The organism is Cupriavidus sp. CP313, from assembly GCF_054072015.1.
In genome coordinates, this window is the sequence record NZ_JBSVZB010000014.1 from 169,998 (window position 1) to 196,160 (window position 26,163).

Here is a 26,163-nt window from a genome sequence, read left to right on the forward strand (position 1 = left end):
CCTAATCATGCAAACAGAACACACCCAGGAACAAGGCCACAACATCGATGCATCGCGCCGGCAACTGCTGGTAGGCAGCACTGTTGGCGCCGCGGCCGCATCGGTGGCGTCGCTTGCCGCACTGACGCCCACGGCCGCGGAAGCCGCGCCGGCCAGCGGCCGCGCGACGAAGCAGGGCCACTACGTCACGACCAAAGACGGCACGCGCCTCTTCTACAAGGACTGGGGCACGGGCAGCCCGGTGGTGTTCTCGCACGGCTGGCCGCTCAATGCCGACGCCTGGGACGCCCAGATGCTCTTTCTGGTCCAGAAGGGATTCCGGGTGATCGCCCATGACCGTCGCGGCCATGGCCGTTCGGACCAGCCCGCGCAGGGCAACAACATGGACACCTACGCCGACGACCTGGCCGCGCTGCTGGACGCCCTCGACATCAAGGGCGCGACGCTGGTCGGCCACTCCACCGGCGGCGGCGAAGTGGCGCACTACATCGGCCGTCATGGCACGAAGCGCGTGGCCAAGGCGGTGCTGATCGGCGCGGTGCCGCCTATCATGCTCAAGACCGCGGCCAATCCGAACGGCCTGCCGATGGAAGTGTTCGACGGCATCCGCAAGGGCGTGGCGGAAAACCGCTCGCAATTCTACAAGGACCTGACCACGCCGTTCTTCGGCTTCAACCGGCCCGGCGCCAAGGTTTCGCAAGGCACCATCGATGCGTTCTGGGCACAGGGCATGACCGGTGGCCTCCTGGGCCAGTACGCCTGCATCAAGGAGTTCTCGGAAGTGGATTACACCGGGGACCTGAAGAAAATCACCGTGCCGACGCTGATCCTGCATGGTGACGACGACCAGATCGTGCCCATCGACAATTCGGCCCGCCTGTCGGCCAAGATCGTCAAGAACGCCACGCTCAAGGTATATCCGGGTGCATCGCATGGCATGTGCGTGATCAATGCCGACCAGGTCAATGCCGACCTGCTGGCCTTCCTGAACGCATAAGCCGAGATGTCCAATACCCGCCGGCACTTTATCGCCTCGGCTGCCGCCCTCAGTGCGGCAGCCTCTTCGGAACTATTCGCCATGTCACCGAACCCGACTCCCGACCTCATTCTCGTCAACGGCAAGTTCGCCACGCTCGACCGTGCCAATCCGCAGGCCGACGCCGTGGCCATCCAGGACGGCCGCTTCGTCGGGGTGGGTACGCGCCAGGACATCATGAAGCTGGCGGGAACGCAGACCAGGGTGATCGACCTGAACGGCCGGCGGGCCATTCCCGGGCTGATTGACAGCCACATGCACATCATCCGCGGCGGCCTGAACTACAACATGGAGTTGCGCTGGGATGGCGTGCGTTCGCTCGCCGACGCGATGCGCATGCTCAAGGATCAAGTGGCACGCACCCCCGCACCGCAATGGGTGCGCGTGGTGGGCGGCTTCACTGAGCACCAGTTCGTGGAAAAGCGCCTGCCGACCATCGACGAACTGAACGCCGTGGCACCCGACACCCCCGTGTTCATCCTGCACCTCTACGACCGCGCCATTCTGAACGGCGCCGCGCTGCGTGCCGTTGGCTACACCAAGGACACGCCGAATCCGCCGGGTGGCGAGATCGTGCGCGATGCACGCGGCAATCCCACCGGCCTGCTACTGGCCAAGCCCAACGCGACCATCCTCTACGCCACGCTGGCCAAGGGCCCGAAGCTACCGCCTGAATACCAGAAGAACTCGACGCGCCACTTCATGCGCGAAGTGAACCGCCTAGGCGTGACCGGCGTGATCGACGCCGGCGGCGGCTACCAGAACTACCCCGAGGACTACAACATCATCGAGGAGTTGCACAAGGAAGGCCACCTCACGGTGCGCCTGGCCTACAACCTGTTCACGCAGAAGCCCAAGGAAGAGCTGAGCGACTTCAAGACCTGGACGTCGACCGTCAAGCCAGGCCAGGGCGATGACCTCTATCGCCACAATGGCGCCGGCGAAATGCTGGTCTACACGGCGGCCGACTTCGAGGACTTCCGTGTCGAGCGCCCCGACCTGGCGCCGTCGATGGAAGCCGAACTGGAGCCGGTGATCCGCCTGCTGGCCGAAAAGCGCTGGCCGTGGCGCCTGCATGCGACCTATGACCAGACCATCACGCGCGCGCTCGACGTCTACGAGAAGGTCGCCAAGGACGTCCCGTTCAACGGCCTGAACTGGTTCTTCGACCACGCCGAGACGATTTCCGACCGCAATATCGACCGCATCGCCGCGCTCGGTGGCGGTATCGCGGTGCAGCACCGCATGGCCTACCAGGGCGAGTACTTTGTCGAGCGCTATGGCGCACGCGCTGCCGAAGCCACGCCGCCGGTCAAGAAGATGCTGGAAAGAGGCGTGAAGGTCGGCGCCGGCACCGACGCCACACGCGTGGCCTCGTACAACCCGTGGGTCTCGCTGTACTGGCTGACCACGGGCAAGACCGTCGGCGGCATGTCGATGTATCCACAGGCCAACCTGCTCGATCGCGAAACGGCGCTGCGCCTGTGGACCGAGGCCAACACGTGGTTCTCATCCGAAGTGGGCAAGAAGGGCCAGATCAAGGTGGGCCAGCTGGCCGACCTGGCCGTGTTGTCGGCCGACTACTACTCGGTGCCGGGCGACGACATCCAGGACATCACGTCGGTGCTCACCGTGCTCGGCGGCAAGGTGGTCTATGGCGACAGCGAATTCGGCAAGCATTCGCCCGACATCCCGCCCGCGATGCCCGACTGGTCACCGGCTCGCCACGGCAGCCAGTACCAGCCGCGCCCGCAGGCCCAGGCGCGCGCACTGGCGCTGAACACCGCGTGCGGCTGCGCCAGTTCGTGCGGCGTGCATGGCCATGCACATGCCAATGCGTGGACCTCGAGCGTGCCGACGTCGGACGAAAGCACGTTCTGGGGCGCGCTGGGCTGCTCGTGCTGGGCATTCTGATCTACGTTGACCACATCGGAGAGCGGCCATGAGCATCTCGACGCCCCCGCTAGCCACGGCCGGCAACAACACGCACCGGCTGCCTCGCTGGCTGCGCTGGATCGCCCTGCTTTTGCTGTGCGCAGCCTACCTGCAGGGCGGATTGGTCAAGCTCTTCGACTTCTCCAGCGCAGTGACAGAGATGCAGCACTTCGGCCTGTCGCCCGCCGTGCCGCTGGCTGCGGCGACGATTGCGCTGGAGCTTGGTGCGTCGGCAATGATCCTGACCGGCTTCTGGCGCTGGCTAGGCGCACTGGCCCTGGCGGCGTTCACGCTGATGGCCACGTTCCTGGCCAACCGGTTTTGGAGCGCACCGCCCGAGGCGCAGTTCATGATGGCTAACGCGTTCTTCGAACATCTGGGCCTGGTGGGTGGGTTCCTGCTCGTGGCGTGGGATGACCTTCGCACGCGGAGACAACCATGACGCAATCTGCCGTCTCGGCGGCCAAGCCTGCATCGGGAGGCACGTTTGCCCCGCTGGCCCAACCCACGTTTGCGGTACTGTGGGTGGCCACGATCCTCGGTAACATCGGCAGCTTCATGCGCGATGTGGCCAGCGCATGGCTGGCAACCGATCTTTCCACTTCACCGGCAGCGGTCGCCACGATCCAGGCGGCTGCCACGCTGCCAGTATTCCTGCTAGCGATTCCGGCCGGTGTGCTCTCCGACATCCTCGACCGCCGCCGCTTCCTGATCGTGATCCAGATCGGACTGGCCATGGTCAGCGGCACGCTGATGCTGCTGGCGTGGCGCCAGGCACTGACGATCGAAATCCTGATTGCCCTGGCGTTCGTCGGCGGTGTGGGTGCGGCGATGATGGGGCCGACGTGGCAGTCGATCGTGCCCGAGCTCGTGCCGCCGAGCACGCTGCGACAGGCCGTGGCACTGAACTCGCTGGGCGTGAACGTCGCCCGTGCGATTGGGCCGGCTACCGGGGGTCTGCTGCTCGCGGCATTCGGCGCGGCTGCCACGTATGGCGCAGACGTGCTCAGCTATGTGTTCGTCATCGCTGCGCTGATCTGGTGGAAGCGTCCCGAAAAGCCAAGCGATCCGCTGCGCGAACACTTCTTCAGCGCTTTCCGAGCAGGCTTACGCTTCACGCGCGCGCACAGCAAGCTGCACGTAGTATTGGCGCGCGCCGCCGTGCATTTTGCCTTCGGCAGCGGCGTATGGGCGTTGTTGCCGCTGGTAGCCCGTCAGCTGTTGCATGGCGGTGCCGGCCTCTATGGCGTGTTGCTGGGCGCAGTGGGTGCTGGCGCGATCCTTGGCGCGCTGACGATGTCCAGACTGCAACAGCGGCTCGATGCAGATGGCATGGTGCTGTTGTCCGCGATCGTCACGGCGGTCGTCATGGCGGCGCTGTCGAGCGCACCACCCATATGGCTGGCATTGCCGCTGCTATTGCTGCTTGGCGCGGCATGGATCATGGCGCTGACCACGCTCGGCGGCGCGGCGCAGGCGATCCTGCCGAACTGGGTGCGCGGCCGCGCGCTGGCGGTCTACCAGATGGTGTTCAACGGCGCGCTGGCCGGTGGCAGCCTGGTCTGGGGCTTTGTGGCGCAGGCACTGGGCACACCGCATGCGCTGCTGATCGCCGCGGCGGGGCTGGTCGTTACCGCGCTGATCCTGCACCGCATGCGGCTGCCGCGCGGCGAAGAAGACCTCGGTCCCGCACGTCACTGGCCCGAACCGGAGATGGCCGACGAGATCGCGCACGACCGTGGTCCGGTGATGATCCTGATCGAATACTGCATCCCGCCCGCCAACCGCGATGCGTTCCTGCATGCGGTGCACAAGCTGTCGGAAGAGCGTCTGCGTGACGGTGCGTTCAGCTGGGGCGTGATGGAAGATCCGGCCGACCCCGAACTGCTGACCGAGTGGTTCCTGGTTGAGTCGTGGGCCGAGCACCTGCGCCAGCACCAGCGCGTACCGCACGCCGATGCCGATGTGCAGCGCGACGTGGCCAGCTTCCACGTGGGCGCCGAGCCGCCCCACGTAAGACACCTGCTCGGCCTGGGCTTGCCGCCGGCGTGACGCCGCACCGATTTCCCCCACTCCAACCTTGTCACATATGAAGCTCTATCTCATCTCCCTTGGCGCCGGCATCCTGGTCGGCATTATCTATGCACTGATGCAGGTCCGCTCGCCTGCGCCGCCCGCAATTGCTTTGATCGGGCTGCTGGGCATGCTGATTGGCGAGCAGGTTGTGCCGCCGGTCAAGCGCATGCTGGCCGGCGAGCCCGTCACCATTGCATGGTTCCGCGGCGAATGCGTCCCGAAGATTACGGGTACACCGCCCAATGCGGACGTGGCCGTTGAACCGTCGGCATCCCTCCCCGCGCGTAGCAAGGAAGGGAACCAATAACAGCATGAGCCGCTCCCGAAAGCAGCCCGAAGCACCTGCCAGCCGCACTAACGCAATCGCGCCCCGGCGCATTCACGTCGCCCTGGCTGCGTCTTTGTCCGCCGCCGCGGCACCTGCCGTGGCGGACAACAACGTCGCGATCTATGGCCGGCTGAACACGGCAATCGAGTATGTGACCGTGACCACCGCAACCGACGGCACCAGATTGGGTAATACGGCGCGGCTCACGAATAACCGCTCTGTGTTCGGCATGCGGGGCGAGGAACAGTTGGCCGATGGGATCAAGGCGATCTGGCAAATCGAAAGCGCCCTGTCGATTGACAACGGCGCTGGGCAAATCGCCGCGCGGGATACCCGGCTCGGCCTTCAGAGCCCGTACGGCACTCTCTTCATGGGCAACTGGGACACGCCATACACAAGTGCAACCAAGAGCTACGACCCGTATTACCCCACCACTGCGGGTTACATGGCGCTGATAGGCAATGGCGCTGCCTCTAGCAGCGACAATGTCCAGAACACCAGCTCATTTGATCGACGGCAGAAGAACTCGTTGCACTACCAGTCGCCGACGTGGCACGGCTTGAGCGGCGCCATCGCCTGGGGATTGCCGGAAGAAAAGACCACGGTGCCGCGCAATCCAGCGTTGTATTCCTTTGCCACGGCCTATGGCCACGGCAACCTGAACCTGACGCTTGCCTATGAAATCCACCAGCACTATCAGACCAGCGGACGCAACGACGACGCAATCAAGGCGGGAATTTCCTACCAGTTCCCCTCGACGCGCATCAGTGCCCTGTATGAACGCCTGCACTATCGTACCGCCACTGGAGACCTTACGCGCAATGGCTACTATGTCTCGCTGATACAGGAGCTTGGCCCCGGCAGCATACGCGCCGGCTTCGCCTTTGTCGGCAATGGCACCGGCACAGCTATGGAAACGATTGGATCCGTCCGAAGTGGTTCGGATACCGGCGCATTTCAGGTAACCGTCGGCTATGACTACCCCCTTTCCAAGCGAACCGCGCTATACGCCTACTACAGTCGCATCAACAACCGCAGCAACGCGACCTATGACTTCGCCATCAACAACCTCGGTATCAAGGCTGGCGCAGACCCGCAGACATTCGCCATTGCGATGCGGCACAGCTTCTGACCGTCCGCTGGCCAACCATCGTGAGAGACCGCATTGACACCCACACAGCTTCCTGACGCCGGTCGCCGCGCCGATCTTTCAGGACCGGCGCTCGGCTGCATCCTGGCCTTCGTCGCCGGCTATGTAGACGTGGTCGGGTTCATTTCACTATTCGGCCTATTTACGGCGCACGTGACAGGAAACTTCGTGATGATCGGCGTCGACATCGCCGGTGATTCTGCGGGCCTGCTCGCCAAACTGCTTGCGCTGCCGACTTTTGCCTTGGCGGTTGCGGCCGCCAGGCTGACCGAGTCACGCATCGTACGGGACAAACAATCGGCACCCTCGCTGTTGCTGTTTGCCGAGGCCGTGGCGCTGGTTCTCTTCATAGTTGCCGGGGTCCACGCCTCTCCCATTTCCGATCCAAGTACGCCTGCAGCCGTCGGCGCCGGCATGCTTGCCGTAGTGGCCATGGGTATTCAGAACTCACTGTCCAGGACGTCTTTGTCAGACCTTGGCCCCACTACGATCATGACCGGAAATACGACGCAAATTGTCATTGACCTGGTGGACCTGCCATCCGCATCTGAGGCGGAAGGCAAAGCCATACGCGCTCGGCTCAAAAAGATGGTACCGGCGCTCGCGGGTTTCGCATCGGGCGCCGCTCTCGGCGCCCTTGGCTATTCGATGCTTTCGCTCTGGTGTGTAATGCTGCCAGCCGTCTTGCTGGCGGCGCTCAGTTTCCTGACTTGGCGCAATGGCGTAAATAGCCAACAGAAGTGAATTGGCAGACGAATGAAATCGAGACGCCCTCGCCCAGCCAGCTAATACGAACAGACAATGGCCACAGCCTGCATCGCCAATTAATCTCTCCTGGTTTTGCAGGATCACGACACGCTGCAACTGACGTTGACCTGAATCGGCGTTTGGAAGCCTGTCCGGTCACCTTGCTGTACGGGCCCGGAGTTCGCCACCAAACAAGTGGTTGGCCATAGCGAGGTCCCTTGTAGCCGGAGCAGTGCACTGTGCGAAGGACAGTCCTGCGCGGGGAAGGGTGACTCATCGGCTGCCTCCTCTGGTTTCGCATACGTGTACTGATCTCCGGCACGAAGCCCCCCAATCTCCTTCACCAACAAGAAGAATCACGATGAACAGAGACACTCTCACCACGGCTGCGGGCGCACCGGTCACCGACAATCAGAAGTCCCAGAGCGGCGCCATTTCGACGCAGCTATGCATGTAATACCTTGGTATGAGTCGGACAGAATAGCTGGCTGGCTCACTATCGCGGGGGGACTGATTTTCCTGGCCAGCGTGACTTCATCGCAACGTAGCGTGGCACGTGCACCCGAAGAATCGGCAATACCATCGTATGATAGGGTGTGCACCGGTTCGGCGTTACTCTTCCAGCAGAGCATTGCCAGCGCTCAGCGCGTATACAAGGAGTCAGTGTGGTAGCTCGCCCCACGATCGCAATAGTTGACGATGACGTCGCCGTCCGAAATGCCATGGGGGGGCTGCTGCGTTCGCTCGATCTTGGCGTGCAACTGTTCGGAGGCGGTCAAGAGCTACTGCGGTGCACTTCGCTGCCTTGCATGTCCTGCGTGATCACAGACGCGCAAATGCCCGGCATGGACGGCTTCGCTTTGATAGAGGCGCTGCGCGCGCGCAATCTCGATATGCCTGTCATTTTCATGACAGCATTTGCGCATGAGGGATTCGATCAGCGTGCCATGGCATTGGGTGCAACGTGCGTTCTTTACAAGCCATTTCAGGACACGGACATGATCCAATGCATTGAAAAAGCATTACGTCCTCGCAAGACGGACTCTCCTCCATCGTGAGTGTGTCGTGCAGTGGATCGATGAGACGTACTTACATGACCTTCGTCCTCTGCACGCTGCCCGATGCCGTCCCTACGCTACGGTTGCGGTGCTAAGCTGTCGAGGCTGCAGCCGGATGGCAGGCTGCTCGTCAGCTTCGGACTCAGAGGGAAGCAGCACGAGACCGAGAGTTTGCGCAAGAAGCACCAGATCGGCGAAACTCCGAGCCCTCATTTTTCGCATTGCCTGGCATCGATGAACTTTGACAGTCACCACGCTGATGCACATGGCGGCGGCAATCTCCTTGTTTGTCAAACCTGATGCGGCATGCGCCATGACCTCACTCTCCCGCGGCGTCAGGGAACGGAAGCAGTCGCGCACCGCAGCCAATCGGCACAAGCGCTCACGTCGCGAGCCCTCTTTCTGTAGTGCCTCCGTGACGGCATCGAGCAGTTCCTGTTCACGGAACGGCTTGCAAAGAAAGTGTTCTGCCCCCGCCTTCATGGCAGCAACCGTCATCGGAATGTCCCCGTAGCCGGTCATGAAGATGATGGGAATATGAATGCCGAGCTCTGCCATGCGGGCTTGCACATCCAAGCCACTTTGCCCCTTCAGGCGCACATCGAGAACCAGGCAACAAGGCGCATCCGGGAAGCCGATGGCAAAAAGCTCGGCCGCGGAGTCGAGCAGCACGGCTTGGATGCCGACTGAGCGAAATAGGCTTCCCAGCGCGTTTCGCATCTGCAAGTCATCATCGACAATAAGGACCACCGCGTCGTCCTGCGGCGCGGATTCGGCGCGCATCGGTAATACAGCAGTCACGGTAGGGCCCTCCACGTAGCATCGACATCAGAGGCGCGAATCACCCCATGGCTCCATGAGGTGAGATACGACGCGCCCGACAGCAATGTAGTGTTACGCCAGCCCTTTGGCTTGAACGCGTGTGCGCTCCATTGTCTTCTTGTGCTCAGCGCGCGCCAGATAATGGCTGCAAGTGCTGGCACCCAGGCGTGCCTAGTCCTGCCGACCGCTCCGCCAGTCACCCGGCGTCAGGCCAAGCTTCTTAGAGAAGCTGCGTGTGAGATGGCTCTGATCCGCAAAGCCGCACGACGCAGCAATCCCAGCTATCGGCAAGTCCGTGGTGCGCAGCAGTGCCGCCGCGCGCTCGAGGCGACGCTCCAGCAGCCATTCGTGTGGTGTTTTGCCAGTACTCTGCCGAAATGCCCGGGAAAAATGACTTCGGGACAATTGACACGCATCAGCAACCTCGGCAATGGACACGTTTCCGTCGTCCAGCCGTGCCGTGAGGAACTCCTGCGCCCGCGCAAGTATGCGAGGCGAAAGTCGGCCCATGGAGTGAATGCGTCCCCGACTGACACCTCCATAGTGTTCGACCAGGTATGTGCCGATCACGTGTCCGAGTTGATCGATAAACAACCTGCTGGCGCCTTCAGGCCGCGCGAGCGCGGGTAAGAGTGCCTGGGCGAGATGGGCCAGCACGGCGTCCGTCTGCGCCGCGGCATGCCGCAGTTCAAGACCTGCGGGGCAGCCGAGTTCCAGGGCTGTACGCTCCATGAAGGGGCGCGGCAGTTCGATGAGTACGAAATCAAACGTCCCATACATATCCGCCTTGTAGTCATCCTGGAAGTTCCGCAGATAGATGGAACCTGCCTCGAAGGCATGCATGTTCGCCTGATTCGGACGAAAAATGCGTCGACGATGGCCTTCCATCAGAGAGACGCCAACCAGAAACCCTCGTGCTGAAGCTGGGGTCACTACCTGACTCATCCGCTCAATCACGGAACTCTTGCGGTAGAAATTGAGATCGCCGGCGGCAAGCGCCTGATCGTATCGCAATGCCTCCGACAAGCACCCCAATGAGTCGCGCTGAATGGCCGGCTTGGCAGATTCGTGAGTAGATGTGGAGAGTCGCATGGCCAGGTAGTCATGATCGTCGCGCCAAGCCAGACACGACCGGGCGACCTTGCGTTACTGAAAATACCATTGACGCTGGCAGCTCGAAAAGCGCCCGCCTTCCTGCAGTCAAACGACTGCCTGGAGAACATACTATCATCGCCAACCCCGAAGGAATTAAGGCTGCTGATATCTTCAAGCAGATCGCGACATGCTTGCCCGCCTGGATGCCGAATGCGTTACAGACGCGCCAAGCGTGTAGGCCAGTCATACCAGAAGACGATGGAAACGGTGGACTCATCCGAATAAAGTGCACAAGCCCCAAGTCAACATTTGGCTGCGCTAGGCCGGCACTTGAGACAGATACGGGATGAGCAAACACGGAGATTCCATGAATGGCAACATCTGCTTAAAGATGGCCCAGCTCCAGGCAGCGGCCCATGCCAATGAACAAGACGCGACGTTGTGGCGCTGGTTCTCAGATCAGATGGAGGACCAGATGATGAGCTGCGAACGCAAAAGGGGAGACTGGATCATTTGCGTGGCCGGTCGCGAGCTGGCGCGTGACCCGTCCTTCGACCTGGCGGTTCGCGCCGCTCACTTCCTTTGCCGGGCACTGAGAGCCTTGTAGACGAGCCGGTGGGACGATGTACGCCCTGCGGCTCACAGGGGGCGCTCTTGCCGCTGCCGCCACCCATTAACGCCATCGCCTGGTACAACGAGGCAGTACTTTACGGCTCGTTGTTCGAGATCGCCGCCGCCGACACCCGGCACACCATCGCCGCCGACCCGAAGCACATCCGGCGCAGATCGGCGCCACGCGGGTGTTGCAAATAGGGACAAGCACTCCCACCCCGTTCGCACGGTATTGCCCCCAGCGGGGGTCTGTCGCCTGACGGCGACCGATGGGCAACATGCCGCCGCGGCCTCTTCCCGCGGCACGGGGCCTTCGCACTGCTCTGCCGCCGCTACTTCGACGCTCTCGACGTGGCGCATCGCCGGTGGCCGGTTGCACTTCTTCGGCGGCTACTCTGGCCATCCTCCCGTCTTCACGCAGTGCCTTGCATACGCACATGTGATTGGGCGGTCTACGCCGGTCGTCCATTCGTGGGGACCTGAAGGAGTGCTCCCTATTTGTCGCGCTATATCGGTCGCGCGGCGATTTTCAACAAACGGCTGGTCACCCAGCGACCTGAACAAGTACGCACTTGCAAGACGATGACGCTCGAGGCCGCGGAACTCATGTTGCGCTTCTTCCAAGGGCGATGGACCCACTAGGACAGAGTTCTCTCGCGTCTCGACGAACTTAATTCAATTTTTTTGAATAACTATTGCGGAGATAGGCCGATCTCTGGGATGTGGCGGTCGGTATAGTTCTGCACATAGACAGCGCAGCAACGCAATGGAGCGAATTTGCGCCGCCAAACAAAACTCGAATCATTGAATCAAATTTTTTGGAGAGAAATCATGTCGAACGCCAAACTGCAGGTCCTGACCCCGCACAACAGCCAACTGATCATCATCGACCATCAGCCCCAGATGGCCTTTGGCGTGCAGTCGATGGACCGCCAGACCATGAAGAACAACGTCGTGGGCCTGGCCAAAGCGGCCAAGATCTTCGACGTGCCGACCACCATCACCACCGTGGAGAGCGAGTCGTTCTCCGGCTATACCTACCCAGAGATCCTGGACGTGTTCCCCGGCAAGGAAACGCTGGAGCGCACCTCGATGAATTCCTGGGATGACCAGAAGGTGCGCGACGCGCTGGCCGCTAATGGCCGCAAGAAAATCGTCGTGGCAGGCCTGTGGACCGAAGTCTGCAATACCACCTTCGCCCTGAGTGCGATGCTCGAAGGCGACTATGAAATCTACATGGTGGCCGATGCCTCGGGCGGCACGACCAAAGAAGCCCACGACTACGCGATGCAGCGCATGATCCAGGCTGGCGTGGTACCGGTGACTTGGCAGCAGGTGCTGCTCGAATGGCAGCGTGACTGGGCACACCGCGATACCTATGACGCCGTGATGAAGCTCGTCAAGGAACACTCTGGCGCCTACGGCATGGGCGTGGACTACGCCTACACGATGGTCCACAAGGCCGCGCAACGTACTGCAACCACGCACGAGTCGATCGCGCCCGTGCATGCGCCGGTGATCGAGAACTAAACAACTCCAGTCCGCGCCGAAAGCTCCGTGTAGTTTTCGGCGCCATACAACCTTCGGCTGCAACGCCACCACGGCTCACTGAAAAATGACACACGACAAGAAGATCGCCACAAAGTGGGAAATGGCGGCGTTTGCATTCCTTACCGGCTTTAATGCACACGCCCACACGTCTTCGTCACTGGGCGCTGTCTCAGGCACGCTCGCCGTTTGCGCGCTGATTGCGCGGGCCATGCATAGCTGGGCAGAACAGCCCTTTAACGCGAGCGCCGCTCCCTTGTAAGAAAAGCGCAGTCCTACGGCCACACTTTCATTTCATCCGCCAAAATCCTGCTTCCCGGACGTTTCCCATGGACACCCCATTTCACCAGTTTTCTGACCTGTTCGCCCAGCTCGGCTTGCCATCCAGCAAAGCGGACATCCTTGCATTCATTGCGAAGCATTCGCCGCTGCCGCAAGACATCAATCTTTGGGAAGCACCATTCTGGACGCCGGCCCAGGCAGCCTTGTTGCGCGACGATTTTGACGAGGATGCAGACTGGGCACAGGCCGTGGACCAATTGAATCTTGCGTTGCGCACACCTGCTTGATGGAACGCTGCCGGAGAGCTGCTCCAATTCCTGACCGAGGCCAATCCTGTGGCTGCACGGAACCGGTGTACTGACATCGAATACTGCTCCGGTCGCCGCATTTGATGGAAGGCTTTTTCGGTCCCTTACGCACCGATCTTGCGGTCCGCGAAAGCGCCCCGCATGGCCGTCGAGTTGCGCCGGCAGTCTCAAGCGATCTATCGGCATCACCGGGGAAAGCTCGGCGGCGCGCGTGTCTTCCGCGTGCACCCCTGGAGCCGGGGGGGCGCCTCGGCGTCATCGCATACCAAGGCGACCAATGGCCCCAGCGTATCGGCGTGCGCTGCGACAAAGCGCGCCAGCGCCGTGGCCTTGGCCACGCCGACGCCGGATAGGTCCTGCCACCACCGGCCGCCGCTGGCAATGTATAGCGCCCCGAGTGTCGCAATACCGGCCGCACGCAGCCGTTGGGCCAGCGGCTCGACCAACTAGGCCTCGCAGCCGTCGGCGGGCAACACCGGCCGGGCATAGTGCGCCTCCAGTGCGTGAATCGCCAACAATTGCCGCCGCACTAGCGCGGTGCGGCGTCGCTCCCGATCCAGCCTATCGCCGTAGCGCGCGTTGTAATGCGCCAGCTGCTCGGTTTCGGTGAAGTCCTCGAGCCCCGCGGCCGCGACGAATTCCTCCAGCGTTGGCATGTCCCCGTCGTTGTCGGCTTCCAGGTCCAGCCGCAGCAAGCACTATTCTGTGCATTGAGGTGAGGCGCCATGCAGTCATGCATGGACCATCGAAACCATCGCCCGATCACCACTTCGAGTTCGAACGGTGCATCTTACTGCGCCCTATTCGGTCCTTAGATCGCTTCACGGCTCAAAACAACGCCATGCGGCACTTCCGGCCAGCTATGCATGGTTTGCTTAACGGGCGCTACAACGTTTAGCGCCATCCCAATCAGCTGCATGGGTCGAATTACGTCCCTCTCGACATTTTCCAGTGCTGCTACTGTGCGGAAGGTGGATAGCCGGCCCGGGATACGTTCGTCAAATTCGTCCACGATCAATTGGTAATCGCCCGTCGCCGGTGACTCACCAGCGGTGTTCACTATTTCAAGGCGCCCCAAGAGTCGGCTACGCCCTTCATCACCGTCCGGGACTAGCTCAACTGTTACACGCAGCATCTCCAAAGCTCCCTATTAATTTCGCTTGGCCATTTCTTGCAGTCGCAGTCGCAACTGTGCTTGTGCGGTTGCACTAGACAGTCCAATCATTCCATTGGTCTCAACCAGGTAGCGACGAAGATCAGGGTGCCAACCCTCGCCGTCATCGTCGATCGCAATCCAGCGCTCCGCCCTTTGCCCCGCCCGCGAGACGTACCGCGCTATCTGCTCATAACCCGATAGTTCGTTGAACCAACTGACATCTACCAGTGCGGCCACTGGACGAGCATTGAGCCAAAGTAAGTCAGAGCGGCTGCCTAGGGATGGTGTTCAAAACTCGCAGCAATGGTATGGCCTCTCCGACGTGGCGATGGAGGAAGCGCTGTACGACACGCCGCTGTATCGGGAATTCGCGGGCCTGGGAGGCATGAACCGCCTGCCGGCACCTGCTCGAGCAGCACCAGCGCGCTGAGCAGTTTCTCAAGACGGGTCAACTCCCTCTGTTATTGGGCGCGGAAACAGTTTCATAAATGAAACCTCGCCGCAGCGTGGGCTCAGTCTTCAGCCGGCAAGGCTGGTTTCAATATTGAAACACCGCCGACGCAAACGTGACAATCGAAGACTATTTTGTATCAAAACCGGAGCATCCTAAAATAAGAGCCAGGCGCTGAGCGCGCTGTGGACTCCGGGAAACGGCCTGGCAATAGTTGCTCTGGTCATTTCAAGTATCTATACTTTTACGTGCGAATTCTCCGGGTAAGTCGGACTCCACTTCGCAAGAGCGACGCCTACTACGTCCCTTTAGGCAGTCATGCGCATTGCCAAAAAGGAGGATATTTAATGGATGAGATCTGAATATTAAAAAATAAATCGATACTGGAGAATACTAACTTAATCTTCCGGGGTGATGGCAAGTTGAGGTGGAAGATGAAGAAGTCAATATTGGCGGCGGCTCTTGCCGTTGTCGCAGGTACGGCTTTGGCTGCTTTTTTCTTTAGTGCCGAGTCCAGTGTCGATGCCAATGGCGCGCTTGTTGTAGCTTTCGATGAGCGTGGGTTGGGTAACAATGACGTTAGCTATCATTTGACGGCAAGTGCAACTGCGGTGTATGCCTGTATCAACAATGGTGGAAAACATCCTCAGAGCTTAAACAAAGTGGGCCCCTCCACTCTCGCTGCGGATATAACAAATCTAAAGCCAAAGAATGGGCGTATCAGGGCTAGTATCACGGTAGGGCCACCGGATGCCGGAAGCTTTTCTTGCCCTTCCGGACAGGACCTCGAGCTGGCTTGCGTGAGTTACACTGACGTGCTGCTTCAAGACCTGACTAATCATATCGACATTAGTCCGACGGGAACAACAAACAGGACATTTATAAACGCCAAGGGAGTGAACTGCTAAAGGATGCAGATGTAAAGCGCCGCACGCGTCTTTCGGAATTGCAGCGACATGAGCCAGCATGGGCGTGGATGAAAATCGAAATGCGCGCGTTTGCTAGCAGCCCTGGCCGGCGCAGTTCCGTGCCAGGGCTTCCAAGTCGTCTGATGTCGTGAAAAGTAGATTTGGTAGGCCCTCCGGCTTGCTTCCCGGGATAACAAAACAAAACGGCCTGCGTTGCAGCCGGTCGTTTTGCTTTCTGACTTGGTGCCCGGAAGACAGAGCGTGATTGCCCAGTGCGCCCATTGCGAGCAGGACGTCGGCAGCAATCAGTAGAAGATTCAGTCTTGCCCTCGTCAGAGCACGGTTGCCGCGCCGAGCGCCCTTCACTTGCATCGGCGCTGGCACAGCCTCAGCCTCGCGCAAGGCATCAGGCATATGCAGTCGCCCGGTGGCCTCGGATAACCCCCAGTCGTCGGCCTGCGAAGCATAAGCGGATTCACCTAAGAAGAACCCCCTACGCGCGAGAGCGCGACGGCGACGGCGACGACGGCGACGACAGTAGGATGCAAGGACGAGCGTGGCACGAAGGAGAATCTCATGCGTCCCCACTATGCAACCAGAGCGGACCTGCCTGAGGTCGAGGCACTCCTGCGTTCATGCGCCCTAGAAGTCGAAGGGCTCCATGAGCATATCGAACAATACTTTGTGGTCCGGGATAACTCAGGCCTTCTCGGCTGCGTGAGTGTCGAACAATACGGGACCATCGGTCTCCTGAGGGGATTGGCAGTCGCGCCGCAAGCGAGGTCCGCAGGGCTTGGAGAGCTGCTGATGTCCGCCGCTGTGGCGGACGCCCGCCAAAAGGGTGTTGAATCAGTGGTCTTGCGTACCGCAACCGCTGCCACCTATTTCTCGCGCTTTGGGTTCGCGCCAATTGGCACGTCAGAAGTACCCAATGCTGTGCTTTACTCGCAGGAACGTTGGACCGCTACGACGGCGACTTCACATCCTACATCGAAGAAAGAATCCCTCTTGGGACTGTCAGTCTCCCGCCTAGAATCCAGATAGCTACCACATTGAGATTAGCAATGCTGCGCAGATATTCCGACCAGTCTGCCTTGCTGGAGACGATTCAAGAAGACAAACGCGGCCCCTCTGAGTCCGGCCAAATGCCATAACCGTCACCATCACCATCAGCCATCATCCTGACGGCCAGGCTGGCCATCATGTGGGCCGGCGGTACTGGTTCCGAGTTCATGCAGCGCATTGCCGCCCTGTGGTCGGCGGCACGGTTACGGCACCATTGCTTTCCTCGTTCCATATTCCTGCTGCCCTACCAAGGACTCGCGCTCAGCGTGGACAAAGCGTCTACATAGGCTCGACGTCTCCAATGGCGACTACGTTATGAACAAGATATTGTTGAATGTTGCGCTGGTTGCCTTGATGGCAGTGTATTACCCCGTTTGCCTAGGCCAGAATGTCAGGGACAAACCACAACATCGGCCACGCGACCAGCAAAGCTCCGCGTCAACCTCTGGACCAACTGACGATTCCGATAAACGAAAAGTGGAGGCTGCGGCGAGAACCGATAGAGAGAAAAGCAGTGGTGCCAGCACGGCGGGCGGGGCGACGAGGGCTCCGACCTTGGAAGGAGCTAAGCGATATCTGGTGCCAGAGAGCAAGTAGGCTTAGGCAACCTCTCGGTGCTGTACGTTACGTCCTTTGCGTGACGTGGACTCACTACCTCCAACCGTGGAAGGCCAGAGGCGAAGTCCGGTGAATCGATGTTTGCGAAGCACCTTGTGACGAGGACCTGTCATGCCTGCCTCATCGAGAGGCGGCCCGAAGCCAACAACCCCCTCCAGTAGCACGCCCAAAAGCCTTCATCAAGGTATACCCGTGAACGGTAACGACAAGTCGACTGCAACTTGGACTGGGCCGTTCGACGGCAGAGCTGCTTGGCCAAGAACTCGTAGGTCTTTGTCATCCCGCACGCACCCTGTGCAGATACGCCCTGCACTCAAGCGAGATTGACACGGCAACCGTCCAGCGAATTTATTCCTCTGCATGCTTGCGTCCGCCCCCGTTGACTTCCTAAGCTGTAGGCGAATTGTTCCTTCGCGAGGGGGTGCACTATGAAACCAAGCTCGTATGTACTAGGCCACTTGGTGGCGTCGGCGATGCTGGTTCTGTTGCTCGCATCATCGAATGTCACATGGGCACATGGCAGCCTAAATGTCGTCTGCCTTTCCGGCGTCGAGGTCTTCCTGGGCACGGAGTCCAATGGCGGCGCCAAGGGTGTGACGTTCGCCGGAACTGACAACCCGCTGCTTGAACCGTGCCAGTGGACAACCAACGGCCTTGGCGGCACCTGGATTGCCAGCATCAACCGCACCGGACCGGCCGGACTCGGCCATCAGGTATCCGTTCAGGGCGGCAGATGGCTCTGGGAGCAAGATGACGGAACCCTCCACCGTGGCAAAGTGACCGGAGGTTGGGTAATGTGGCCAAGCAACTTGAGCGAAGACATCGGCTGCGGCCAAGGCGTCGCAAAATTCAGCATCACGCTCTCGGTCGTCGGACATCCCCTTGGCGGCGCCTTTGAGGGCTGTCTGGATGACACGCACCTGCCGTTTGTCTTTCCGTTCCGGATTTGGGGGAAGCTGACCATAAGTTCCCCATAGCGAACTGGCGCGCATCGAACGTATCTGTCCCCAGGGACTTGTCAGACTGCGGCAACGCTCCGTATCAGCTCCTTGCCCTGATTCAGCACGTTGCCGACTGCCACGCCGACTTCCCACCACTGGAAGGCTTCGGCGGGGAGGCATTGCTGGTGCATCAACACTGACGCTCCCCGGGGCGTTAACTCTGGGTCTACCCATGCTGCGGCATTCACGCCGGACAGCACCACTGGCCGGCTGTCATTGACATCGGTTAGGCCTCCTTTGGCATCGTCGGTAATGAGGACAAAACCCGCCCCCTCACGCTGAACGGATACGCCAGGTTCCCAATATGCCAAGGCCGCGAGGAAACAAGGCCCATCTTTGCGACTTATATACTGAGGCCGCTTGATGCCTTGAATCATGGGCCATTCGTACCACCCATCCGCAGGGACAATTACCCTCCGCCGCCTCCGCCACAGTAGTTTGAAGTACTCGCTCTTCGCGACTCTATCGATTCGAGCATTGATGACAAAACAGGCGGGAAAAGGTCCACTCGGCCTCCAGCCCCAGCGGACATACTCGGCGCTCGGTGCCTCCTCCTCGCCCAGCCTATGCAGCACAAGGGGACTATGGTTCGGTGAGACGTTGTAACTCGGAAAAATTGCTCCTGGACGAGCGCATCGCCAGCCCAATCCATTTTCCCATACCTCAAACTGGCTATATTGGGCAATGCGTCCGCACATGGTTATCTCTTGTAGTTTTACGGGACAGAATATGTCCCGTGGACGCACCTTGGAATGCGACTATGTGAGCTAGCAGACAGGGGCTCTCCTATCGCGCTCTAGTTACCAACTGGCCAACTGGTTATCTGGAATCCGTTGCAACCGGCGGACCCCGGGCATCGACAAGACAAGCGCAATAACGCCTGGTACTGTGGCCCCGATTTCCTTCGTTGCCCAACCCGCTACTCCAGTTTCGTCGCCGAAAGAGAAAGAGAAGAAGACCGGCAAGTAGCAGGGGGCGCCCTTACTTGGGCCGCGTCATACCGCGTACGTAATTTGTCTTGCCCCTGCACCGCGAATCCCATAGCAGAGGGAAAGCTCAGTCTTGCAGAGTTCGCAGTTTCTCTCGAACGTCGTGGAGATGACGAAGGTCGGTGCCGAGGCGGCTCCTAGCAATTAAAAAATGCTCATTTGTTTACGGCTTGAGGCGAGGCTGCCTGGCGCATAACTTCGCCATTGGGGACGTTATGCAAGGGCAAAAAGAAGGCCCGTGAGGTGCGAACTCAGCGGGCGCCATCAATTGGTCTTCCGACCATGATAAGAAGGAGATTGCCGCTCATGCAAAGACACCCACTACTGAAGCTCTTCAAGCGTAGGATAAGCCGAAACACATTGCCAGGCAGTCGGGTGATTCATCCGTGAAACGCAAACCGAACTCAGCCGGGCTGGCAGGTAGGTACTCATATCTTCTGGTGACACCCAGTGCCCCCAGGGTTGCCTCAGCCCGGGATGCGAAGCGTGTTCGGTCTGGCCAGCTAGGGCCGCGTCTTATTCAACTCACCTGGAGAACTCCGACAAGCGGCCGGCTCACATCAATTTTGCTGTCGGCTGTCGGCATCGGCCTGGCCCGTTCGCTGCCCGAGCTGACAGAAATTTGCTGGACCTAGGCTTGCGCGAATCAAAACTCCTCATCACGCAGGGGATACTCGCGCAAGCCGGTCAGACTAGGTATGTCTACTCAAACACTCAGTGTTTCTGCGCGTGTTTGCTGTTGCGATGCATGCGATTTGTCTGAGCCTTCTCATGACTAGACCCTTGCGAACTTCTCCGGTCCCCAGCACGCTGCAAGCCTTTGTCACGGTCGCCGGCAAATGAGCCATTGGAATTCATTACAGCCTCGTTGCTTGCATGGCCTGACGCTGCGCCGCCGAAATTTCCACCGTTACCAAAACCACCACCCCCTGCGCCACCACCACGCGCCGAGGCCGAAAAACTCAAACCAATCAGCAGACTTCCAACTGCAACTACCAGTGCTCTCTTGAACATTACGTCCCCTTATAGATATCGAAGATTATCAATGGTTAATATATTCCGACTGGAATTAGACGTGCGTAACAAACGGTAAGGTTCTGTAAAACGCAATTCTATTGGAAAATACCCCAGAAACCTTACCATATTGATAAAGGCAAGCATCGGCTCCCGACCGAACCGGTGGTGTTCACAAGTTTTCTCGCCCCTTTAATTGGTGACTTAAGTGGGCGTTTCATGCTTACCCATTCGCCCTCGTTAGTAGGCCTCATTTCCGGCCGTCATGCGCTACCGGCGCACATAGCCTATCGCAGCATGGAAACAATCTCAGCTGCGACAATCTCGGAGAGCCGTTGACCCCGCCGCTTATGGAATCGAATGTGCTGGAACAAGCGGTCGCGATGCTTGGATAGCTTTTCGGCACTGAAACGCAATAGGACAAGCGCGTAGTGTTCGGCTAGAAGCTTATAGGTACGGTGGCGCACCTGCCACAGGTCAATCTCCGCCCGCAGGCACGCCATCTCTTCCGCATGGTGCTTCTCGAGTTGACGCAGGGAAGATACTCTATCGGAGACTGAGAACATAGAGTCTCGGCGGCAACACTATCCGGCAGGCCGCTCGTGCCCCAGACCAGTGAATTCCCAACACGGCCGCGTGTCGTACAGCGCGCGCCGGGTCAACCTTCTGCAAATTTCAGCCGTTTACTATCGTCCGGCAGGGCTTCCATAAAATGTGCCCGAACGACGATTCGACACGATGTACGCTTGCCAACACGAGCGGCGGCCTCACTATCGTGAGTTGCGTGGTGTAGCGCCGCGTTATTTGCCTTCGCCGCCAGCTGTCCTCGGCCGACGTTTACGCTCGACCACAGTAGGCCTCGTGGACTCAATGTCATTGGCCAGACGGGAGCCAGACTGACGTACCCCCGCTTGGACTTGAATGGTTGATATCGCGCTCTTGTAAATAGTCTGCATTCCGCCGGGGCTGCTGAGCATCACCACGAACTGGTCGAATGACGCGATTGAACCGGTCAGCTTGATGCCGTTGACTAGGTACACCTCGACACGCTTCCGCTCTTTGCGCGCTGTGTTCAAGAATTCGTTTTGCGGAGAGGATTGCTCAGGCTGCATAAATGTCTCGACAGACCCAGTCGTTTGCCCCACCCGGCTTTCACTGCTCGACTTCCCTGCGGGCCAAACAGGACGACGGTTATAGACGGGGGAGAGGCTTTCGCCTCGGCCGCTGCACCTCACTACCGGTGCCTCGACCGCGACGAAAGGGGAGTCCCCCAGGTTGGGAAAATATAGAAGCACTTCCAGATTGCAAAGAACTTTCTTGCTCCGAGTACCGTCAAGCAGAACGCCTTACAATCACTTACAAGATGCGGCGCCCTGCAGTGATAGCCTTGTCGAACAAATAGCTGCAGCGTTCAAGAGCAAGAAGCGGCGACACAGGGGCTTGCCAATTCTGAAGCAGGTGGCGAACAGCACCGGCTCGCTGGCACCCCATTGGCTGAGCTCAACGGACTCGATGTAGCAGCTGCAACCTTAGTGACTCGAACTGCTGCGTTCCCGTCTTGAGCTCGCACGAAACACGGGAGTTGCCGCAATGGTAAAGAGCGTGCAGGTTCGGGCAGCAGAGGCAACTGATTGGCCTTCAATCGTTGATATTTTAGAAAGCTGTGGCTTGCCAACTGATTTCGTCGGCGATTCGTCACACTTCTTTCAAGTCGCGGTATTGGACGAGCAGGTGGTCGGATGTGCTTGTACAGAGCAATACGACGAAACCGTTGTTGTGCGGTCTGTGGCCGTGACTCCTGAGCATCATGGCCAACACATCACCACCCACCTTGTTGGCACCGCTCTAACGCGAGCCAAAGCGGAGGGCTATACAAAGGCCGTGCTTATTGCTGCAGGGGGCGATGATTTCTCACCCCCTGAGCTCGAATTGCCCGAAGAGGTAAGTCTGTCTGCTGATTTCGTGCGGAGGTTTGGTTTTAATCGAAGGTCGAAGCATCCCGTCGACTAGCTCCCAAGTCCCGTCCGCACGCAGCCGTACACTCCCTCTCAGGCTTCTGGAATCAGAAACTTCGTCCTATTCTTGCCGAGCCACGCCGGCGCGCGCCCGCGTCCCGACCAGGTCGCACCAGTCTTCGGGTCCATAAATTTCGGCGGCAGTTCGGACTTAGCCTTCGTCACAGCCTTGGCCTTGCCGCCGCCAGCAGGACGGCCACGGCGGCGCTTCGCGGCAATGTCGTGCACTTTTCCTGGCGCTTGCGACTTCTCCGATGTGAAACCCTGGTTCGGCTTTCGGCCCTCCACCCCAGATGGCCTTCCCATCATCGGAAGCACCCACATCAAGAGCGTATGGCTGAACATTGGGCACGGCACGCTAGGCCTCACACTATCCGCAGGTAGTGCCGTACTTCTCTCAGAACAAATGAACGGACTTCCGGCCCGAAGCGGATTCGGCGGACTCCAGCGGCACATCCCGCCCAACGCTAAGGAGTCCAGCGTGTGCTAGATGGTCGCTACAGCGCGCGCCGGATACTAGCAAGGTCATGCCTTACGAGCGATTCCCCACAACTGTCAAGCGCTAGCGCTGAAGATGCAGAGGAGTACAAGATTGCCCACAGTCACGGCCGATGGTGAGTCGGGCCTGTCCGCCGATGCCATTACCAACACGCTGCGGAACCTGATATTCTCGGGTTCGCTCGGCATAGGAATTCAGCTCAAACAACAAGCCCTCGCGAAGCGCTTCGGTGTCAGCCGGATACCTGTCCGTGAAGCACTAAAGCGTCTCGAAGCCGAAGGTCTCGTCGAGCATACCCCGCATCAAGGCTCGATTGTCGCGCCCAGGTCGATTCCTGAAGTCATCGAAGCCCTGGACATACGTATTGCGCTAGAAACGCGTGCCCTTTCCCTCGCCATTCCCAATATTTCGGTACGCGACTATGAGGAAGCGAGCGAAATCATCGACAAGTACGATGGGAGCGGATCACCTGCGGAGTGGGCAGAACTCAACCTTCAGTTTCACATGGCGCTCTACCGCCCCTGCCAGCGTCCTCGCCTACTTCGCATGATTGAAGAGACTGAGCGAGGCATTGGCCTCCACCTTCGGGCGATTCAATCTCTACGGCTCGGGAGAGAATCCTCTCAGGAGGAGCACCGCCTCATCCTGGACGCCTGCATGACAAGGGATGTATCCAAGGCGGTTGAACTCCTCGCACGGCATATCGAACATACCCAGCTTTTGCTTAGAGAGAGCTATGTTCCGAAAAATCTCGCCTATGCGTAGGCACTCCCATGCGTTGCCGGTAAAAGGATGCCGCCCTACGTGGCTGGCTCATGCTGCCGCATAACAAATTAAATGTGAGCACAAACTTATTTCTCTTGGAATTGCCCCAGTACCGTAGAGGCTGCGTTCCGCGGTGCCCAGCTCAAAGGAGGGAACGTGTTTCCCACAAGTCAGCATCAGGTACGAAGATGTATCCGCCAAGGGCGTCCCCGAAGGCTCGCGTTTTCCCTCGGAGCAAAAGCTGTGCTGTCAGTGCACAGAGCGCAGCATCCACGGCATCAATAGAGGTTAGAGACCTGGAATCGATGCCCGCATCTTCCAGCAACTTGCGTCGCTGAACGCGCTTCAGTTTGGCCGAGGCGACCTCCTTGCCGAGAAGCGAACAAGTAATAGCGTGCGGGAACGTCTCGAAGGTGACCCTTCCTCCGAGGTAGAGCTTCTCGGTCAGCAGCGGGTAACTCGGGGCGAAAGTCTGGAAGACCCTCTCGCCGCTGAACATCCAACCATAGAATCCGCTGGTGCTTGCCAGGGCTCGCTCCTGTGTCGGAGTCGAAAAGCAATATATTCTCTCTCTGGCGAGTTCCTTTTCCGCAAGCCTCCCCGCCCCATCCAGACTCCAGCGGCATGGTGAGTCGATGCCAACGGCTGCAACCTCGTGCTGAAGACATTGCTGGCACAAATCTACCGGATTGCTGCTTTTCACAACGCAGACAACGTCGCGGCCTCGCAAGATGACAAGGTGACATCCCTTCCTTGCGCCCCCGATGTCTACGCCGGCCACAGCCACTATGTCTGAAGCGCTCGCCTTCATTGACGACTCCTGGTCTCGCAGGCCGATTTGATTTGACTAAAGTGTGCTTATGGCGCCGTTGTGGCTGTAGAAGAAGAAGCCGGCTTCCCGGCATCTGCTTGAAATGCATACTGAACTGGAGGGTTGCCATGAGCCGTCGGTCACCCGCCGAAGCAGCCGCCCATGCGGAGCTTGCGGAGGCACTCCCCGAACTTTGGCATAAAGGCTTGTGGCTCGTATTGTCCACGAACATACGTCTACCAGGCGGCGACCCGGCCTTTCTGCATGTGCTGATTGATGTTCCCGCTGGCGTGTGCCTGGTAATCGCCATAGACGACGCCCCGCTCGGGGCACGGGTCGGTAGCTGGCTCGACGCAGCAGTGAAGGACGGCGACCGACCGGTTCGGGTCTTTACCGATAATGAGCGAACCATTCATTTGGGCACGCTGGCGAGCTGGGGCGCTGCCCGGGGCGTATCGACAGTGTGCCATCCAGGCGCTTCAGCTCCCACCAGTGTGAGCATGGTCATGCAATCACTGCCAGACGCCCTCAACGGCTTGCTCATGGTCAACCCGACCTACAAGGATGCCGACCTGGCACTCTCACATGGGCTTGAGGACTGGCGACTGCGATACAACATTTCCTTGGCCGGCCCGCCTGCGGCGAGGCCATGAAGCCGCACCTGAGGCGCTAAAGCTCATTCTGCGTTAGCCAGAAGGCGACGTCGGCCTGGCGCCAGCGAAGCGGGAAGTTGGGGCCAAGAGGAGCGGGAAGCGGCAGGGTGTGGGGCTTGGTCCTAAAGCGCAGAAGGATGGTCGCGGGGGTAACCTTGAAGATGGTGGCAAGGTCGTGGGCGTCGAGGTAGTCGGCTGGCGGCAGGTTCATGACCTGTATAGCAACCTCTTTCTCGAAGCAAGTCATGAATGTACACGCGAGCCAAACTGCTAAATTTAAAACCGACTATTTGTACTGTTTAGCTGATACCAGCTTCCGGAAACCGCCACTCCATAAAGTTAGTAATCACCAACCAATATCTTCGACCCAAAAACCGCGGGTGATGCTCCGGAACGTCTAGTGCGCATCATCGCAAAAATATAGCTGCCAGCCTTACTGGACAAGGGATGCAGCCTGATTGAGATGTGCTGGGCAGCTATTTATTTGTGGTTTTCGCAGTTATGTATTTTTCATTGCCACTTCCTGCGTCTGTGCAACATAGTGAGTCACGGAATGAGTGTCAAATCCGCCTTTGCGCCGCTATGGGTCGTTTTTGGCGGTTCCAATGGGCGTTGTTGCATAACCCCTGGTGCCGGGCGGCGAGCCGAATGACGTTTACGCACAACAGTCATGGAGGCGCCCCTGTTAACTTTGCGTGGACCTGCGTAGATTCTCGACTTTTTCGTGCGAGAAGATGCGCAAGGACGAGCACAAGACGCGTGAACCCAAGGGGATCTATCGCGTCAGGAATTGGTCGACATACAACGCCGGACTGATCGCCAGAGGTGACGTGACGATATGGATCGACAGGGGCGTGCTGAAGCAGGAACCCGCGGCTGGATCGCTCAATCGTGGCCGCCCGCGCGTCTACTCGGACGCTGTGATTCAGATGCTGCTCGGACTCAAGCAGGTGTTTCGCCTGCCGCTGCGCGCCCTTCAGGGCTTTGCTCACAGCGTTCGCGCGCTTGCCTTCGCTGATTTGCCTGTGCCGAATTACACGACACTGAGTCGCCGCGCACAGGAACTGGAGGTGGTGCTGCCAGTGCGGCGCGCAGGTGAGTCGCTGCATCTGGTCGTCGACAGCACGGGCCTGAAGGTATTTGGCGTATGCGCAAGCCAGGAACGATTTCTTGATACTCGCACGTTGTGTTAATGAGGACGACCACTCAAACACAGCATGA

The 26,163-nt window shown here is 59.4% G+C and carries 30 protein-coding genes and 4 pseudogenes; 22 read left to right on the plus strand and 12 right to left on the minus strand.

The genetic code is table 11. The features are described from left to right. Positions 1 to 7: 7 nt before the first annotated feature. The 8 genes from ACW4E8_RS20065 to ACW4E8_RS20100 all read left to right on the plus strand — a co-directional run bounded on the left by ACW4E8_RS20065 (position 8) and on the right by ACW4E8_RS20100 (position 8,330). Positions 8 to 997, plus strand: a complete 990-nt coding sequence (locus tag ACW4E8_RS20065) for an alpha/beta fold hydrolase (protein ID WP_456806123.1) — start codon at positions 8 to 10, stop codon at positions 995 to 997. Positions 998 to 1,003: 6 nt separating this feature from the next. After that, entirely contained in the window at positions 1,004 to 2,950 is a 1,947-nt protein-coding gene (locus ACW4E8_RS20070) for an amidohydrolase (RefSeq protein WP_456806124.1), read from the plus strand. A gap of 28 nt (positions 2,951 to 2,978) precedes the next feature. Beyond that, on the plus strand, positions 2,979 to 3,413 hold the full coding sequence (locus tag ACW4E8_RS20075) for a DoxX family protein (RefSeq protein WP_456806125.1): 435 nt from the start codon (positions 2,979 to 2,981) through the stop codon (positions 3,411 to 3,413). Next, positions 3,410 to 5,023, plus strand: a complete 1,614-nt coding sequence (locus tag ACW4E8_RS20080; RefSeq protein WP_456806126.1) for an MFS transporter — start codon at positions 3,410 to 3,412, stop codon at positions 5,021 to 5,023. The genes ACW4E8_RS20075 and ACW4E8_RS20080 overlap by 4 nt, the downstream gene beginning before the upstream one ends. A gap of 37 nt (positions 5,024 to 5,060) precedes the next feature. After that, positions 5,061 to 5,354: a XapX domain-containing protein gene (locus ACW4E8_RS20085; protein ID WP_456806127.1), complete on the plus strand. Its 294-nt coding sequence runs from the start codon at positions 5,061 to 5,063 to the stop codon at positions 5,352 to 5,354. Between the two features lie 4 nt (positions 5,355 to 5,358). Continuing rightward, entirely contained in the window at positions 5,359 to 6,507 is a 1,149-nt protein-coding gene (locus tag ACW4E8_RS20090; protein ID WP_456806128.1) for a porin, read from the plus strand. A 33-nt stretch (positions 6,508 to 6,540) separates the two neighbouring features. After that, a complete protein-coding gene (locus tag ACW4E8_RS20095; RefSeq protein WP_456806129.1) occupies positions 6,541 to 7,269 on the plus strand; it encodes a YoaK family protein in 729 nt (242 codons plus the stop codon). Between the two features lie 668 nt (positions 7,270 to 7,937). Continuing rightward, positions 7,938 to 8,330 (plus strand): response regulator transcription factor, encoded by a 393-nt coding sequence (locus ACW4E8_RS20100; RefSeq protein ID WP_456806130.1) that lies wholly within the window; start codon positions 7,938 to 7,940, stop codon positions 8,328 to 8,330. Positions 8,331 to 8,402: 72 nt separating this feature from the next. On the opposite strand, the gene ACW4E8_RS20105 is transcribed toward ACW4E8_RS20100, so the two are convergent. Both ACW4E8_RS20105 and ACW4E8_RS20110 read right to left on the minus strand, forming a co-directional pair. Continuing rightward, entirely contained in the window at positions 8,403 to 9,113 is a 711-nt protein-coding gene (locus ACW4E8_RS20105) for a response regulator transcription factor (RefSeq protein ID WP_456806159.1), read from the minus strand. A 210-nt stretch (positions 9,114 to 9,323) separates the two neighbouring features. Continuing rightward, complete coding sequence (locus ACW4E8_RS20110; protein WP_456806131.1) at positions 9,324 to 10,244, minus strand: helix-turn-helix domain-containing protein; 921 nt, start codon at positions 10,242 to 10,244, stop codon at positions 9,324 to 9,326. 370 nt (positions 10,245 to 10,614) lie between these two features. Between ACW4E8_RS20110 and ACW4E8_RS20115 the strand changes: the two genes are divergently transcribed. The 4 genes from ACW4E8_RS20115 (at position 10,615) to ACW4E8_RS20130 (ending at position 12,976) form a co-directional block, all read left to right on the plus strand. Next, positions 10,615 to 10,854: a hypothetical protein gene (locus ACW4E8_RS20115; protein WP_035825109.1), complete on the plus strand. Its 240-nt coding sequence runs from the start codon at positions 10,615 to 10,617 to the stop codon at positions 10,852 to 10,854. A 503-nt stretch (positions 10,855 to 11,357) separates the two neighbouring features. After that, positions 11,358 to 11,501, plus strand: a complete 144-nt coding sequence (locus tag ACW4E8_RS20120) for a hypothetical protein (RefSeq protein WP_456806132.1) — start codon at positions 11,358 to 11,360, stop codon at positions 11,499 to 11,501. Positions 11,502 to 11,690: 189 nt separating this feature from the next. Beyond that, positions 11,691 to 12,389 (plus strand): hydrolase, encoded by a 699-nt coding sequence (locus tag ACW4E8_RS20125; protein ID WP_456806133.1) that lies wholly within the window; start codon positions 11,691 to 11,693, stop codon positions 12,387 to 12,389. Positions 12,390 to 12,736: 347 nt separating this feature from the next. Further along, the gene (locus ACW4E8_RS20130; protein WP_456806134.1) at positions 12,737 to 12,976 is read left to right on the plus strand and encodes a DUF2789 domain-containing protein; all 240 of its coding nucleotides are present in this window, start codon (positions 12,737 to 12,739) and stop codon (positions 12,974 to 12,976) included. Positions 12,977 to 13,182: 206 nt separating this feature from the next. Here ACW4E8_RS20130 and ACW4E8_RS20135 read toward each other — a convergent pair whose 3' ends face one another. The 4 genes from ACW4E8_RS20135 to ACW4E8_RS20150 all read right to left on the minus strand — a co-directional run bounded on the left by ACW4E8_RS20135 (position 13,183) and on the right by ACW4E8_RS20150 (position 14,390). After that, complete coding sequence (locus ACW4E8_RS20135; RefSeq protein ID WP_456806135.1) at positions 13,183 to 13,443, minus strand: phage integrase family protein; 261 nt, start codon at positions 13,441 to 13,443, stop codon at positions 13,183 to 13,185. Then, complete coding sequence (locus ACW4E8_RS20140; protein WP_456806136.1) at positions 13,444 to 13,692, minus strand: hypothetical protein; 249 nt, start codon at positions 13,690 to 13,692, stop codon at positions 13,444 to 13,446. It abuts the gene before it with no gap. A gap of 116 nt (positions 13,693 to 13,808) precedes the next feature. After that, positions 13,809 to 14,132 carry a hypothetical protein gene (locus ACW4E8_RS20145; protein WP_456806137.1) on the minus strand — a complete coding sequence of 108 codons (324 nt, stop codon included), beginning with the start codon at positions 14,130 to 14,132 and terminating at the stop codon, positions 13,809 to 13,811. 15 nt (positions 14,133 to 14,147) lie between these two features. Then, positions 14,148 to 14,390, minus strand: a complete 243-nt coding sequence (locus ACW4E8_RS20150; protein WP_456806138.1) for an HAD domain-containing protein — start codon at positions 14,388 to 14,390, stop codon at positions 14,148 to 14,150. Positions 14,391 to 14,451: 61 nt separating this feature from the next. Here ACW4E8_RS20150 and ACW4E8_RS20155 point away from each other — a divergent pair. The 5 genes and pseudogenes from ACW4E8_RS20155 to ACW4E8_RS20175 all read left to right on the plus strand — a co-directional run. Continuing rightward, positions 14,452 to 14,593: pseudogene (locus tag ACW4E8_RS20155) on the plus strand (transposase); the annotation flags it as partial. Positions 14,594 to 15,038: 445 nt separating this feature from the next. Beyond that, positions 15,039 to 15,512, plus strand: coding sequence for a hypothetical protein (locus tag ACW4E8_RS20160; protein ID WP_456806139.1), 474 nt, complete (start codon positions 15,039 to 15,041; stop codon positions 15,510 to 15,512). Positions 15,513 to 16,088: 576 nt separating this feature from the next. Next, positions 16,089 to 16,556: a GNAT family N-acetyltransferase gene (locus ACW4E8_RS20165; protein ID WP_456806140.1), complete on the plus strand. Its 468-nt coding sequence runs from the start codon at positions 16,089 to 16,091 to the stop codon at positions 16,554 to 16,556. Between the two features lie 152 nt (positions 16,557 to 16,708). Further along, positions 16,709 to 16,896: pseudogene (locus ACW4E8_RS20170) on the plus strand (hypothetical protein); the annotation flags it as partial. A 772-nt stretch (positions 16,897 to 17,668) separates the two neighbouring features. Beyond that, positions 17,669 to 18,172, plus strand: coding sequence for a hypothetical protein (locus ACW4E8_RS20175; RefSeq protein ID WP_456806141.1), 504 nt, complete (start codon positions 17,669 to 17,671; stop codon positions 18,170 to 18,172). A 41-nt stretch (positions 18,173 to 18,213) separates the two neighbouring features. Here ACW4E8_RS20175 and ACW4E8_RS20180 read toward each other — a convergent pair whose 3' ends face one another. The 3 genes and pseudogenes from ACW4E8_RS20180 to hfq form a co-directional block, all read right to left on the minus strand. Beyond that, on the minus strand, positions 18,214 to 18,894 hold the full coding sequence (locus ACW4E8_RS20180) for an SOS response-associated peptidase (protein ID WP_456806142.1): 681 nt from the start codon (positions 18,892 to 18,894) through the stop codon (positions 18,214 to 18,216). Between the two features lie 1,005 nt (positions 18,895 to 19,899). Beyond that, positions 19,900 to 20,199 (minus strand): hypothetical protein, encoded by a 300-nt coding sequence (locus ACW4E8_RS20185; protein ID WP_456806143.1) that lies wholly within the window; start codon positions 20,197 to 20,199, stop codon positions 19,900 to 19,902. Between the two features lie 884 nt (positions 20,200 to 21,083). After that, a pseudogene (gene hfq, locus ACW4E8_RS20190) lies at positions 21,084 to 21,311 on the minus strand (RNA chaperone Hfq); the annotation flags it as partial. 478 nt (positions 21,312 to 21,789) lie between these two features. Here hfq and ACW4E8_RS20195 point away from each other — a divergent pair. Continuing rightward, the gene (locus ACW4E8_RS20195) at positions 21,790 to 22,209 is read left to right on the plus strand and encodes a GNAT family N-acetyltransferase (RefSeq protein ID WP_456806144.1); all 420 of its coding nucleotides are present in this window, start codon (positions 21,790 to 21,792) and stop codon (positions 22,207 to 22,209) included. Positions 22,210 to 22,247: 38 nt separating this feature from the next. Here the strand turns inward: ACW4E8_RS20195 and ACW4E8_RS20200 are convergent, their stop codons facing one another. Then, positions 22,248 to 22,502: an H-NS family nucleoid-associated regulatory protein gene (locus ACW4E8_RS20200; protein ID WP_456806145.1), complete on the minus strand. Its 255-nt coding sequence runs from the start codon at positions 22,500 to 22,502 to the stop codon at positions 22,248 to 22,250. Between ACW4E8_RS20200 and ACW4E8_RS20205 the strand changes: the two genes are divergently transcribed. Together ACW4E8_RS20205 and ACW4E8_RS20210 are read left to right on the plus strand one after the other, a co-directional pair. Next, positions 22,384 to 22,704, plus strand: coding sequence for an FAD-dependent oxidoreductase (locus ACW4E8_RS20205; protein ID WP_456806146.1), 321 nt, complete (start codon positions 22,384 to 22,386; stop codon positions 22,702 to 22,704). The genes ACW4E8_RS20200 and ACW4E8_RS20205 overlap by 119 nt on opposite strands. A 102-nt stretch (positions 22,705 to 22,806) precedes the next feature. Next, on the plus strand, positions 22,807 to 23,478 hold the full coding sequence (locus tag ACW4E8_RS20210; protein ID WP_456806147.1) for a GntR family transcriptional regulator: 672 nt from the start codon (positions 22,807 to 22,809) through the stop codon (positions 23,476 to 23,478). 142 nt (positions 23,479 to 23,620) lie between these two features. Here the strand turns inward: ACW4E8_RS20210 and ACW4E8_RS20215 are convergent, their stop codons facing one another. After that, entirely contained in the window at positions 23,621 to 24,289 is a 669-nt protein-coding gene (locus ACW4E8_RS20215; protein WP_456806148.1) for a DUF429 domain-containing protein, read from the minus strand. 128 nt (positions 24,290 to 24,417) lie between these two features. Here ACW4E8_RS20215 and ACW4E8_RS20220 point away from each other — a divergent pair, with 128 nt between their 5' ends. Next, entirely contained in the window at positions 24,418 to 24,942 is a 525-nt protein-coding gene (locus tag ACW4E8_RS20220; protein WP_456806149.1) for a hypothetical protein, read from the plus strand. Between the two features lie 16 nt (positions 24,943 to 24,958). On the opposite strand, the gene ACW4E8_RS20225 is transcribed toward ACW4E8_RS20220, so the two are convergent. Further along, positions 24,959 to 25,153 (minus strand): helix-turn-helix transcriptional regulator, encoded by a 195-nt coding sequence (locus ACW4E8_RS20225; protein ID WP_456806150.1) that lies wholly within the window; start codon positions 25,151 to 25,153, stop codon positions 24,959 to 24,961. Positions 25,154 to 25,676: 523 nt separating this feature from the next. Between ACW4E8_RS20225 and ACW4E8_RS20230 the strand changes: the two are divergent. After that, positions 25,677 to 26,087 (plus strand): annotated as a pseudogene (locus ACW4E8_RS20230) (transposase); the annotation flags it as partial. Positions 26,088 to 26,163 lie beyond the last annotated feature (76 nt).